This window comes from Streptococcus anginosus, from assembly GCF_001697145.1.
In the GTDB taxonomy this organism is placed as follows: domain Bacteria; phylum Bacillota; class Bacilli; order Lactobacillales; family Streptococcaceae; genus Streptococcus; species Streptococcus hominis.
The window spans coordinates 1,722,500-1,736,218 of record NZ_CP012719.1 but is presented as its reverse complement, the minus strand read 5'-3'; the positions used below and the strand labels follow the sequence as shown (position 1 = coordinate 1,736,218).

Here is a 13,719-nt window from a genome sequence, read left to right as displayed (position 1 = left end):
GAACGGTCATGGGAAAAAGAGGTAGCTCAACAAAAGTTGCTTTGCAAGATTTGTTAGACTTGTCTGTTCTAGCTATCAATGGTCTTAGCCCAATCACAGAACGAGACTTTCGTCCTAGTTCTGTGTGTGTTATCTTTTGTTACATGTGCCATTATAACAGAAAACAAAAGAGCTGTAAAGAAAAAAGTTGAATTTTCTGAAAATTCCGACTTAATATTCAAAACAAACTCTTGCTCAGCAAAGATTCAGTTGTTTATCCCGAACGTTTCTTCTTTCTATTCCGTTAAAAGAGTCATATTTCTGCTTTTAGTGGTACAATAGAAAAAATGAAAGGAGCATTTCATGCTATCAACTCAAACACAAATTGCTGGTTTTTCTTTTGACAACTGCCTGATGAATGCGGCTGGCGTTGCCTGCATGACGATTGAAGAACTAGAAGAAGTTAAAAACTCAGCTGCGGGAACTTTTGTGACTAAGACAGCAACCTTGCAAGCGCGAGCAGGAAATCCTGAACCTCGTTACCAAGATGTACCACTAGGTTCAATCAATTCAATGGGACTACCCAATCATGGATTGGATTATTATTTGGAGTATTTGTTAGACCTACAAAAAACAGAGTCCAATCGAACCTTCTTTTTGTCGCTGGTAGGTCTGTCGCTAGAAGAAACCCACATCCTTTTGAAAAAGGTGCAGGATAGTAACTTTAAAGGCTTGACTGAGCTCAATCTATCTTGTCCAAATGTTCCTGGAAAGCCACAAATCGCTTATGATTTTGAGGCGACAGAGAAGATTTTGAGTGAAGTATTTGCCTATTTCACTAAACCGCTGGGCATTAAATTGCCACCATATTTTGATATGGCACATTTTGATCAAGCGGCAGCAATTTTTAACAAATTTCCTCTTTCTTTTGTCAACTGTGTTAACTCAATCGGAAATGGTCTTTATATTGACGATGAAACAGTTGTTATTCGTCCGAAAAATGGCTTTGGCGGAATTGGTGGTGAATACATCAAACCGACTGCCCTTGCTAATGTTCATGCTTTTTATCAACGGCTCAATCCTACAATCCAAATCATCGGTACAGGTGGTGTGTTGACGGGTCGAGATGCTTTTGAGCATATTCTCTGTGGAGCTAGTATGGTGCAAGTCGGAACAACGCTGCACAAAGAAGGTGTAGGAGCTTTTGAGCGTATTACTGAGGAGCTGAAAGCAATCATGTTAGAAAAAGGCTATGAAAGCATAGAAGATTTTCGTGGGAAGTTGAACTATCTGGATTAAACCAGAGTGGTATTTAACAGTTCATTGCCATATCATTCTCAAGAAAGTTCTAATCAAATTCTTATAACATTTTAGGAATTTGTGAGAAAATAAGAACAAAGAAATGAGGTGTTTTTATGGCTGAAATTTATCTAGCAGGTGGCTGCTTTTGGGGCTTGGAAGAATATTTTTCCCGTATCACAGGTGTGACTGATACAACTGTCGGCTATGCCAATGGGCAGGTGGAATCTACCAATTACCAGTTGATTCATCAAACCGACCATGCTGAAACAGTTCATGTGACTTATGATGAAAATTTGGTTAGCTTACGAGAAATTTTGCTCTATTATTTTCGGGTGATTGATCCGCTGTCTATCAATAAGCAAGGAAATGATGTCGGACGTCAGTACCGCACAGGGATTTATTACATAAACGATACGGATGTGTCAGTCATTAGCGAAGTCGTAAAAGAGCAAGAACGGCAATTTGGCCAGAAGATTGCGGTGGAGGTAGAACCGCTGCGCCATTATGTATTGGCAGAGGATTATCATCAAGATTACCTCAAGAAGAATCCTAGTGGTTATTGCCATATCAATGTCAATGATGCCTACCAGCCTCTAGTAGATCCAGGACAATATGAGAAACCGAACGAAGCAGCTTTAAAGGCAGATTTGTCTGAAGAATCCTACCAAGTCACTCAACATGCCGCAACCGAACGACCATTTCATAACGAATATTTTGCAACGTTTGAAGAAGGCATCTATGTAGATGTGACAACGGGAGAGCCACTATTCTTTGCCAGTGATAAGTTTGATGCTGGTTGTGGTTGGCCGAGTTTTACAAGACCGATTGCCAAAGATGTGATCAAGTATTATCAAGATAAGAGTCACGGCATGGAGCGAATTGAAGTGCGATCGCGCTCAGGAAATGCGCATTTAGGCCACGTTTTCACAGACGGTCCACAGGAACAAGGCGGACTTCGCTACTGTATCAATTCAGCAGCGCTACGCTTTATTAAAAAAGAAGACATGGAAGCTGCAGGATATGGCTACTTGCTTTCATATATGAAGTAAGATCAGTAGAGTAAACAGGGACTGAGCTAGACGGCTCTGCTTATTTCGCAACTACTCATAAATGTGTGGATAGAGCGACTAGCAGTTTCAAAACTAATTACAGACTAAACAAATGTTGTAGTGATTGATTGCTCAAAGTATTGCAGATAGGATTTGCGGAGTAAATTTCAATGTTTTTCCTATTTTTTAAAGCTTGCTATTTGGTGTGGATTTTGCTACAATAACTAAAAAATTCAATGAAAACATATAATCTCCATAATAGGGTTGGAGAGTTTCTACCGTCTTACCGTAAATAAGCGTGGCTTTGTCCTTAGTTATGTTGTCAGATACAAATAGAGCATAGGGTAATGTGAAATGATCGTCCCATACGACTTTTGTTTTTGCGATTGCTACGCTGACAAATGCATAGTAATTGAATGCCTTGTGACTCTTATTTAAAGGAGAAGCGATGAAAGCATTTAAACAGGTGAATTTGGTGACATGTGACGTAGATTTTCATGTCTATCGAAATGGGCTGCTGGTGGTAAACGGGGACAAGATTGTTTATTGTGGGAATGAGGACGCTACTTGGGAAGCGCGGGCAGATGAGACAGTAGATTGTGAGGGAGCTTGGCTTATGCCTGGTCTAGTCAATTGCCATACCCACTCTGCTATGACCACACTGCGTGGCATTCGAGACGACAGCAATCTCCACGAATGGCTAGAAGATTATATCTGGCCGGCAGAAAGCGAGTTTACACCAGAGGTCACAACAAGAGCTGTCAAGCTGGCACTTACAGAAATGCTTCAGACTGGGACGACGACTTTTAATGATATGTACAATCCCAATGGTGTTGAAATTGGGCAGATTCATGAAGTGGTGGCACGCTCTAAAATGCGTTGTTATTTTTCACCGACTTTGTTTAGCTCCGATATGGAGACGACGGAAGAAACCTTGGCGCGTACTCGGACTATTATTGAGGAAATTCTGTCCTACAACGATGACCGCTTTAAAGTAATGGTAGCACCACATGCGCCATATAGTTGCAGTAAGGAGTTGCTAAAAGGAAGTTTGGAGCTGGCGCGTGAATTACAGCTGAAATTGCATATCCATGTGGCAGAAACACAAGCAGAAAATGGCATAATTTTAGAGCGCTATGGAAAACGCCCACTTGCTTTCTTGAAAGAATTAGGCTATCTGGAACATGAGGGGATTTTTGCCCACGGTGTGGAGTTAAATGAGCGAGAAATTGCAGAACTAACAGCCTCTAAGATTCATATCGCCCACAACCCCATCAGCAATCTCAAATTAGCATCTGGCATTGCTCCCGTAACACACTTGGTTCAGGCTGGCGTGACAGTCGGACTTGCAACGGACTCGGTCGCTTCTAATAATAATTTGGATATGTTTGAAGAAAGTCGTACCGCTGCTCTTTTACAAAAAATGCGCACAGGTGACGCCACTCAATTTACCATTGAGCAGGCTTTGAAAACAATGACAATTGAAGGTGCCAAAGCACTCGGCATGGATGATCAAATCGGCAGCCTAGAAGTTGGCAAACAAGCAGATTTTTTAATCATTCAGCCAAAAGGAAAAGTGCACTTGTACCCAGAGGAAAATATGCTCTCCCACCTTGTCTATGCTGTCAAGGGAAATGATGTTAAAGATGTCTATATAGCAGGTGAGCAAGTTGTAAAAGACGGACAAGTCCTGACGATGGATGTAGTTATGTAAAAATGAAAGTTCTAAAGGAATCTTTGAAGAACCTCTTTGACACAATAGAGGTTCTTTCTTTATAAATATTTCAGACAAGTTAGTAAGTCCATCTTGTATTGTATAGTAAAAATTAGAGGTTCGTGACAATTGTTTTGACCTCTAATTTTTGTAATAAGTATAACAAGTTTATGAGCCATAATGAAGCTAAATGGATAAAAACTCCTTTTGCAAACAAAGAGCAACGCCAGCGACTGCGCCAGTAAAATCACTATAAGGCTCGATAATGAGTTCAGGCAAGTCTTTGAAGAGTAGTTTTGGTTGTTGTGAGATTTCTTGATAGAAAGCTGCAATGACTTTGTCATCAGTCAAGATGGGACTGTGCAGATAAATTTTCTTTGCATCAATCATCATGCTAAGGTTTAGCAGGGATTGTGCTAAATACTTAAATGCCAAATGAAGGAGATTGAGAATAGCTTGGTCTCCTAGCTTGTAGGCTGTGAGAATGGTTTGAATCGTGATCTCTTCTTTATCTGTGACAAGCGATTTTAAATAGGTCAACTCGGCAGTTTCAAAGATGATTTTTGCTTTTTTTATCAGCCAACTTTCACTAGCATAAGTCTGCAAACAGCCTCTGCGTCCGCAACCACAGACTTCTCCGTCAGGACAAACGACGGTATGACCAATTTCACCGATGACAATATTGCTTTTGCCGTAGATTTTGCCATTGTACATGTAAGAGCAGTGCATACCCCGTGCAAAATGAAAATAGATAAAATTCTCATCCAGCTGGTAAGCAGAAAAAAGGCGCTTTGCTAGTGCCATGCAATTGACATTATTAGAAAAGTAAATTGGAAAAGAAAACTCGTTTTTAATCTTTGCTAGATCAAATTGTTTCCATGTTTGATTGTTTGTTGTAATCAAGTCATTGTGCAAATAGCGTCCAGGGATAGCTACTCCCACGGCTTGAATTGTATAGGAATTGTTCCGAAAAATGAATTGTTCAAGTAAATGACAAAACAAATCAGCGCCTTCTGCTAGAATTTTTTCCGAGGTGACGGTTGCTTTATCTTTATCAATCACATTTCCTGTATTATCACTCAACACAAAAGAAAAGTATTTTTCAGACAGTTCACAGCCGATGAAATAAGAGTGCTGTTTTTTAATACCCAAGAGGATTTTCTTGCGTCCGACTTTTGCGTGTTCTTCATCTTCCCCCAGCTCATACAGCAGTTTTTCTTGGATCAAACTTCCTGTAATCGCACTAACTGTGGCAGGAGTAATGCCAGTCTCTTTTGAAATATCAATGCGAGAAATTGGCCCCTTGGCGTAAATTTTATCTAAAATAATCGCTCGTAACTCAGCTTGTTTTTTTGTTTGATTCATTATCTACCATCCTTCCCTGCATCTATTATATATTGATTATAAAAAATTATCAAATATAAGTGAAAGCGCTTGACTTTCACGGAAAATCGTTTTAAAATATAATTAAAAAGCGAGATAAAGTTGGTTTTGTCTGCTATTTAATAATATATTATAACCAAAGGAGATTGTAAAGATGGACAAATTTTTACAAAAGAAGTTAATGCCCATTGCCATTAAGCTGGGAAATAATAAAGGCTTAGTGGCAATTCGGGATGGAATTACGCTTGCAGTACCATTATTGTTGATTGGTTCTTTGTTTATGGTTATTGCTAGTTTTCCTGTTCCAGGATGGGAAGCGTATTTGACAAAAATTGGGGTTTCTGCCTATCTATGGAAAGGCGTGGATAGTAGTTTTGGTCTGATTGGTTTGGTAGCCAGTTTTGGGATTGCCTACTATATGAGCCGCCAATACAAAGTGGATGGGATTCCTTCTGGGATTATCTCGCTTGCTGCCTTTATCACAGTGACACCATTCCTTGCTACTAAAACAGGAAACGGTGTTCCTACAGCATTTTTAGCTTCACAAGGCCTTTTTGTAGCAATTATTCTTGGTTTGGTAAATGGTTACATCTATCAATGGTTTATCAATCATAATGTCCAAATTAAGATGCCTGATGGTGTTCCGCCAGCAGTTTCAAAAAGTTTCAGTGCGATTATTCCAGGAGCAGTGATTATCACAGGTTGGTTGCTGGTTTATGCCCTCTTGGCTAGCCTAAAACTGCCAAACCTGCATGCTGTAGCGCAGACTGTCTTAGGAAAACCGCTAGGTCTACTAGGTAATAATTTATTTGGTTTGATGATTCTAGTTGCTTTAAATAGTTCATTTTGGTTTGTTGGACTTCATGGAGGCAATGTTGTCAATGCGGTTATGAAACCATTGTGGCTTTCGAATCTCGATGCCAATAAAGTTGCTTATCAAGCAGGGGAAAAACTACCGCATATCTTTACCAGTGTCTTTATGGATAACTTTGTCTTTATTGGTGGCGGAGGTGCTACCATTGGACTTGTATTGGCACTTGGTTATTTAGCGAAAAAGAAAAAATCAAGCAAACAAATCAAAGCACTGGCACCTATTACGGTAGTTCCAGGCTTGTTCAATATCAATGAGCCAACCATGTTTGGTGTGCCAATTGTATTAAATATCTTGCTTCTGTTTCCATTCATTTTGGCACCGATTGCGAATCTCATCGTTGCGTGGTCATCCATGGCAAGTGGTCTTGTACCGTTAACATATACTGACCCAGGTTGGACAACTCCTCCGATTATTAGTGGCTTGTTGGCAACGGGAAGTTTTAAAGCGTCTATTTTACAAGTTGTTCTTATTGTAATTGATATTTTAATCTATATTCCATTTGTAATTGCTATTGAAAACCGCTTTAAAGCAGAAGAAAATCAGTAGGGAGATGAGAATATGAAACGATTAATTAGTGCAAATCCTTCGGAAATTTTGAATATGACAGCCCAAGAGCTCAAGCAAAGCATTCAAGCGAGTGAAGGGCGGGTTGTCTTATCTGAAAATGTGGTCATTCGTGAAACCTTTGTCGGAGACATTACCAATGCTGAAATTGCAAAAGCTTTCGGTGCAGATATGATTTTACTGAATTGTTTAGATGTTTTTCAGCCAGAAATATTTGGCTTAGATTGTAAAAAAGAGCAAATTGTTCACGAATTGCATCGCTTGGTGGGAGCTCCGATTGGAGTGAATTTAGAACCTGTTGATTTGGAAGCTGATATGTTGGAAGAAGTACAAGTGATTGCTGCCGGTCGGCAAGCTAGTCAGACTTCTTTTGAACAAATTGAAAAATTAGGCTTTGATTTTGTCTGCTTAACAGGTAATCCAGGAACAGGAGTTAGCAATAAAGAAATTATTGATGCAGTAAAATTAGCTAAGCAGCATTTTTCAGGTTTGATTATAGCTGGGAAAATGCACGGTGCAGGGGTATCCGAGCCGGTTGCAGATCTTCAGACAGCTGAGAAATTATTAGACGCGGGTGCAGATGTGATTTTGGTGCCAGCCGTTGGAACGGTTCCTGCTTTCAGCGATGAGGAAATGAGAGCTGTCGTAGATTTAGTACATAGTAAAAAAGGTTTAGTTTTAAGTGCTATTGGCACTAGCCAAGAGACATCAGATGTGGATACGATTAAACAAATCGCACTTCGTAATAAAATTTGTGGTGTGGATATTCAACATATTGGGGATGCAGGCTATGGTGGTTTGGCAGTAGTGGATAATATTTATGCACTAAGTAATGCTATTCGAGGGCTTCGGCATACAGTGTCTCGTCTAGCAAGGTCTGTCAATCGATAGGAAGTAATTATTTGATAAAATAGAAGGAGTAAACATGGCTAAAACAACCATTATGTTAGCATGTGCTGCGGGCATGAGTACCAGCTTGCTTGTGACAAAAATGCAAGCTGCGGCAGATGAAAAAGGATTAGATGCAGAGATTTTTGCAGTCCCAGCTCAAGAAGTGGACGATATAATTTTGGAGAAAAAAGTAGATGTTTTGTTATTAGGACCGCAAGTTCGGTATCTATTAGAGCAATTTACGGAAAAATTGAAGGATAAAAACATTCCAATTGGAGTTATCCCAATGGTGGATTATGGCATGATGAATGGTTCAAAGGTATTGGCATTAGCTGAGGAACTGATCGGAGGCTAGAGGTTCGATATGGAAAATTCAAATTTAGAAAGTATCATGTCCCTCATTATGTATGGTGGCGAGGCAAAGAGCAATGCTTTTGAAGCGATTCAAAAAGCTAAAAAAGGCTGTTTTGAAGAAGCGCGTGAAAAATTAAAATTAGCTAACAAGGATTTAATATCAGCTCATAAATCTCAAACCGAAATGCTGACACAGGAAGCTCAAGGTGAAAAGATTGAGCTTAGTCTTTTGATGGTGCATGCTCAGGATCATTTGATGACAAGTTTGACTTTCATTGACTTGGCAAAAGAAGTCGTTGATGTGTACGAGCGGCTGGCAAATGAGATGAAGTAAAAAAACGGTTTTACACATTCTTATAAATCAAAACTTTGGTTGGTGATAATCCAATCAAAGTTTCAGACTGAAGACAAGGCTCTTAGAATTCATTTTCTAAGGGCTTTTCTTCTCGATTTGTGTTACGATAAAGAAAACGCTCGCGAGGTGCTGTTATGTTTCACAAAGAAAGACCAGATTATAACCGTAACCAATATGGTTTTATACGCTTGACCAGCTCGTCCCAGAAGACCACTTTCTTCGTAAGATTGAGGCTGTGATTGATTTTGACTTCATCTATGATTTAGTGGAAGATAGCTATAGTTCTGATAATGGTCGTCCCAGTCTTGACCCTGTTATGTTGGTCAAGATTCCTCTGATTCAATGCTTCTATGGGATTCGTTCTATGCGCCAAACCATTAAAGAGATTGAGGTGAATACGGCTTATCGCTGGTTTCTTGGTTTGACTTTGGATGATAAGGTGCCTCATTTCACAACCTATGGTAAGAATTACAGTCGGCGTTTCCAAGACAAACAGGTCATTTCTGAGATTTTTAATCAGGTGTTGCATCAAGCTCTGATGGCCGGTTTAATTGACCCAAGTGAGATTTTTGTAGATGGCACGCACATTAAGGCAGCCGCTAACAATCACAAGTACCGCAAGGAAATGGTGGTACAACAGGCTAAATTTATGAGTGACCAACTGGAATTTGAGATTGATTGTGATAGGAAAAAACACGCAAAAAAGTTGCTAAAGCCCGCCATAAAAAGCGAAGCTAAGGAGAAGAAAATCTCTACGACTGATCCAGAAAGCGGCTGGTTTCACAAGGGTGACCATAAAGAAGTCTTTGCTTATTACACTGCCCAAGTCGCTTGTGATAAGCATGGCTGGGTACTCGCTTATAGTGTGGAGGCAGGCAATGTCCATGACAGTCAGGCTTTTCCTGCGCTCTTTACCAAACTTGAGCTCTTCAGTCCACAATTTCTTATCGCTGATTCAGGTTACAAGACGCCAAGTATTGCCAAGTTTTTGTTAGAAAAGACCATCACTCCTGTTTTTCCTTACACCAGACCAAGAGGCATCAAAGGGAAGCTTCGCCCTAAAGATTTTGTTTACGATGAGTATTATGATTGTTATCTTTGTCCTGAAAACCATGAATTAACTTACCGAACTACAACTCGGGATGGCTATCGCGAGTACAAGAGTGATCCCCAAATTTGTGTTACCTGCCCTCTATTATCCATCTGTACAGAGAGTCAAAACCATCAGAAAGTTGTCACCCGTCATATTTGGAAGGACGAGATGGAAATCTGTGAAGATATCCGCCACCGTAGGGGGATGAAAGAGCTATATCAGAAACGCAAAGAAACGATTGAGCGACTCTTTGGAACAGCCAAGGAGTATCACAATTTACGTTATACACGAGAAAAAGGCAAGCCCAAAATGGAAGATAAGGTTGGGCTGACTTTGGCATGCTTAAATATCAAAAAATTGGTTAAAATAATGGCGGGTAAGCCTTTTTATTTTTGGAAAATTTGGTTTTATCCCCATTTTTTACTGCAAAGATTAGGAACATCAAAAAAGACAAACCACAAAAGCAAGTTTGTCTTCAGTCTGAAACTTTGGTTGGTGATAATCCAATCAAAGTTTTTTAATTGTCTTACTTCGTTATTGAATGGTAGCTCTATCTCTAGTTTGATAACGATTTTTTCAAATTTTAAAAAAACTTTTAGAAACCGCTTGCATTTTTAGAAACTTGTGTTATACTTAATTCATGGATTGTTACTGGTCATGCAGGCAAAACCTAGACAAATACGAGATATGAAGTAGGGGAACTACTTTCTATTTGGTATGTGTTTAGGTTTTTTTGTTATCGTTGTTCTATATTTATATGTGCAACAACACAGCTGACCTAAAAAATAAAGGAGGTCCATTATGGCAAAAGATTATACTGACTTAGCTCAGGATATTGTTGCTCACGTTGGTGGCAAGGAAAATATCATCAAGTTAGTGCACTGTGTGACGCGTTTGCGTTTTTCTCTGAAAGATGAGAGCAAGGCAGACACGAAATACTTGAAAAATAGAGACGGTATTGTAACGGTTGTAAAAGCTGGTGGACAATACCAAGTGGTGATTGGGAACCATGTGCCAGATGTGTATGCGGCGGTCATTAAGGAAGCAGGCATTTTTGGTGAGGGAAGTATTGATGTGGATGAGGGAGATGTTCCGCAAGGAAATCTATTTGACCGATTTATCGCTTTGGTGTCAGGACTTTTCCAACCAATGCTGGGAGCTCTTTCTGCAGCTGGTATGATCAAAGGTGTAGTTGCCATTATGGCAGCTTGTGGTGTTAAGTCGACAGACGGTGCTTATGTCATCTTAAATGCCGCTGGTGACGGATTCTTCCAATTCTTACCATTGATTCTGGCTTTGACTGCTGCTAAGCGGTTTAAAATGGAAAAATTCACAGCGCTTGCAATTGGCTTTGCCTTGGTCTATCCAAATATCGCAGCTAGCTTTACAGCTGCTAAACCACTCTACACGCTATTTGCAGGAACTTTTATTGAGTCAAAAATCTACGCAACTTTCTTAGGTTTGCCGATTATCTTCCCTGCTTCTAGTTATCTATCAACTGTATTGCCAATCATTCTAGCAATTTGGGTCGGCTCAAAAATTGAAAAATTCTTTAAACGAATTATTCCAGATGTTGTCAAAGTCTTTGTTGTTCCATTCTTTGTTATCTTAATCACGGTACCGTTATCATTTCTTGTCATTGGACCAGTCATGACATGGGCTTCTGATATAGTCGGTGCTATTTTCACAGGTATTTATAGCTTCAGCCCAATTATTTATGGAATTATTCTGGGTGCTTTGTGGCAAGTGCTGGTTATGTTCGGTCTCCACTGGGGATTGGTGCCGCTTGCAATTTTGGAATTACAAAAAGGACCAGGTGTCATTCTTGTAGCTTCTATTGCTATTTGCTTTGCGCAAGCAGGAGCATTGCTCAATATCTTCTTGCGTACAAAAGAAGAAAAAGTCAAACAGTTGGCTATTCCAGCTTTTATCTCGGCTTTGTTTGGGGTAACAGAACCAGCTATTTACGGGATTACCTTGCCAATGCGAACACCATTTATTATGACTTGTATTGCTGGTGCAGTTCAAGGGGCTTATCTCGCTTTCTTTAATGCCAAAATGCAAGTAATGGGAGGAATGGGACTCTTTGCGATTCCGTCTTTCATTGATCCAAAAGACTCACTATTACTCATTCACTTCCTTGTAGCAATTGCAATCAGCTTTGTTCTTGGATTTGTATTGACCCAATTTACAAAGATTCCAACTCTTTATGGTGGGGCACAAGAAGTCGCTGCTGAAGAAATCAGTCAGCCAGTTGAAGAGATTGCTCCTGAGCAAGTCATCACAGCTCCGCTTAGCGGGAAAGTGGTCGCACTCGAAGATACGCCTGATGCTGTTTTTGCAAGTGGCGCAATGGGTCAAGGTGTAGCAATTGAGCCTAGCGTTGGCGAAGTTGTCGCTCCTGCTGACGGTGTGATTCGTCTGCTTTTCCCAACCAACCATGCGATTGGCTTAGCGACTGATGATGGCGCTGAAATCTTGGTTCACGTGGGCATGGATACAGTCGCTCTTGAAGGAGAAGGCTTTATGGCACATGTTACTCAAGGCTCAAAGGTCAAGGCGGGTCAATTATTGCTAAGCTTTGATATAGATGCTATCAAGAAAGCAGGTTATCCTGTTACAACTCCAATCATTGTAACCAATACAGCTGATTATAAGACAGTTGAAGCATTAGCTGGCGGCGATGTGAAACTAGGCGATGATTTGCTGAAAGTAAGTAAATAATCTAAGAAAAGGACAAGCAAAACTTGTAGAGTTCTAAACAGTTGTCGAAAAAATCAACTAGAGCTACTACAAGCATGCCTCGTCCTTTTTATTATTTATCATTTCCTGCGTCATGTCTGCTTTTTTGTGCTACAATAGAGCTATAGGAGAGCAGGAGATGAAAAGATCAGAACGGAAAATACAGTCAGCAACTAATTGGCAGTTTATTTTAGGCTTGCTTTGCGCCGTGTTTGTAGCAGCAAGTGTGATTTTAGTAGCTGAAAAAATAAACGATAGCATTACGATTAAGGGAAAGTCGGCAAAAACAGGTGTTGTACAAAAGAAAAAAATATCTTCTTCCTCAAATGGTGTACAGACGGCTCGTATCATGGCAAACGGAGATCTGCTATATCATGATCTTCTATATATGAGCGCCTTACAGTCAGACGGGACGTATGATTTCACAGAGAATTATCAATATGTCAAATCTTGGTTGAAAAAAGCGGACTTGGTATTAGGAGACTTTGAAGGGACGATTCGACCAAATTATCCTTTGGCGGGCTACCCACTGTTCAATGCACCAGAGTCGGTGGTATCCGCTATCAAAGACGCTGGTTATCAAGTCGTGGATTTGGCGCACAATCACATTTTAGATTCTCAATTGGAAGGTGTTACCACAACAGCGGAGGCCTTTGAAAAACAAGGCATTACACCAATTGGGGTTTACACTCATGAAAATCGAGATAAATCGTCACTTGTCATTAAAAAAGTAAATGGGATTAAAATTGCACTTCTAGCTTATTCTTATGGGTTTAACGGCTTGGAGGAAAATATCTCTCATGCAGACTATAATCATCATTTGTCGGATTTAAATGAAGAAAAGATGAAAAAAGAAATTGAGCGAGCCGAAAAAGAGGCTGACATTACCGTTGTCATGCCACAAATGGGCGTGGAATACCAGTTAGAGCCAACGGAGGAACAAGTCACTCTTTATCATAAGATGATTGAGTGGGGAGCGGATATTATTTTCGGCGGGCATCCGCATGTTGTTGAGCCGTCAGAAGTCGTCGAACAAAATGGACAAAAGAAATTCATTATCTATTCTATGGGAAATTTCATCTCCAATCAGCGTATTGAGACGATGGACGGTGTGGAAAATAAAAAATGGACAGAACGCGGCGTGCTCATGGACGTGACAGTTGAGAAATCACAGAAAGGGACGATTATCAAGAAAGTACAGGCGCATCCAAGTTGGGTTAGTCGTGTGGCGAAAGGAACGTATTCACCAGAAGGCTATCCTCTCTACACCTATCAGACCTATATTTTAGAAGATTTCATTGAAGGTGGAAAATACCGTGACAAACTAGACCAAGCCACCAAAGAACGAATTGACACTGCTTATCAGGAAATGAATGAGCATGTCAATTTGAAATGGAACGAATAAGTTTATTCCTTTAG

Annotated in this window: 10 protein-coding genes, 1 pseudogene and 1 riboswitch; of the genes and pseudogenes, 10 read left to right on the top strand and 1 reads right to left on the bottom strand. The window is 40.1% G+C overall.

Translation table 11 applies throughout. The annotated features are described in order from the left end of the window. Positions 1–342 precede the first annotated feature (342 nt). The 3 genes from SanJ4206_RS08420 (at position 343) to SanJ4206_RS08410 (ending at position 4,044) form a co-directional block, all read left to right on the top strand. The gene (locus SanJ4206_RS08420) at positions 343–1,278 is read left to right on the top strand and encodes a dihydroorotate oxidase (RefSeq protein ID WP_004224442.1); all 936 of its coding nucleotides are present in this window, start codon (positions 343–345) and stop codon (positions 1,276–1,278) included. Between the two features lie 116 nt (positions 1,279–1,394). After that, a complete protein-coding gene (gene msrB, locus SanJ4206_RS08415; protein WP_022525466.1) occupies positions 1,395–2,330 on the top strand; it encodes a peptide-methionine (R)-S-oxide reductase MsrB in 936 nt (311 codons plus the stop codon). A gap of 222 nt (positions 2,331–2,552) precedes the next feature. Continuing rightward, positions 2,553–2,655: riboswitch (purine riboswitch) on the top strand. 123 nt (positions 2,656–2,778) lie between these two features. Beyond that, on the top strand, positions 2,779–4,044 hold the full coding sequence (locus SanJ4206_RS08410) for a TRZ/ATZ family protein (protein ID WP_004224445.1): 1,266 nt from the start codon (positions 2,779–2,781) through the stop codon (positions 4,042–4,044). Positions 4,045–4,230: 186 nt separating this feature from the next. On the opposite strand, the gene SanJ4206_RS08405 is transcribed toward SanJ4206_RS08410, so the two are convergent. Then, positions 4,231–5,409, bottom strand: coding sequence for an ROK family transcriptional regulator (locus SanJ4206_RS08405; protein WP_004224448.1), 1,179 nt, complete (start codon positions 5,407–5,409; stop codon positions 4,231–4,233). A 172-nt stretch (positions 5,410–5,581) separates the two neighbouring features. On the opposite strand from SanJ4206_RS08405, the gene SanJ4206_RS08400 reads away from it, so the two are divergent. From SanJ4206_RS08400 to SanJ4206_RS08370, 7 genes and pseudogenes are all read left to right on the top strand, one after another. Next, the gene (locus tag SanJ4206_RS08400) at positions 5,582–6,847 is read left to right on the top strand and encodes a PTS sugar transporter subunit IIC (RefSeq protein ID WP_004224450.1); all 1,266 of its coding nucleotides are present in this window, start codon (positions 5,582–5,584) and stop codon (positions 6,845–6,847) included. A 12-nt stretch (positions 6,848–6,859) separates the two neighbouring features. Then, positions 6,860–7,756: a DUF7916 family protein gene (locus tag SanJ4206_RS08395; RefSeq protein ID WP_004224453.1), complete on the top strand. Its 897-nt coding sequence runs from the start codon at positions 6,860–6,862 to the stop codon at positions 7,754–7,756. Positions 7,757–7,790: 34 nt separating this feature from the next. Then, positions 7,791–8,111 carry a PTS sugar transporter subunit IIB gene (locus tag SanJ4206_RS08390; protein WP_004224457.1) on the top strand — a complete coding sequence of 107 codons (321 nt, stop codon included), beginning with the start codon at positions 7,791–7,793 and terminating at the stop codon, positions 8,109–8,111. 9 nt (positions 8,112–8,120) lie between these two features. Further along, positions 8,121–8,444, top strand: coding sequence for a PTS lactose/cellobiose transporter subunit IIA (locus SanJ4206_RS08385; protein WP_004224460.1), 324 nt, complete (start codon positions 8,121–8,123; stop codon positions 8,442–8,444). Positions 8,445–8,599: 155 nt separating this feature from the next. Continuing rightward, positions 8,600–10,079 (top strand): annotated as a pseudogene (locus SanJ4206_RS08380) (IS1182 family transposase). Positions 10,080–10,359: 280 nt separating this feature from the next. Beyond that, entirely contained in the window at positions 10,360–12,282 is a 1,923-nt protein-coding gene (locus SanJ4206_RS08375) for a beta-glucoside-specific PTS transporter subunit IIABC (RefSeq protein ID WP_004224468.1), read from the top strand. 157 nt (positions 12,283–12,439) lie between these two features. Beyond that, positions 12,440–13,705 (top strand): CapA family protein, encoded by a 1,266-nt coding sequence (locus SanJ4206_RS08370; RefSeq protein ID WP_022525337.1) that lies wholly within the window; start codon positions 12,440–12,442, stop codon positions 13,703–13,705. The last annotated feature ends 14 nt before the right edge of the window (positions 13,706–13,719 follow it).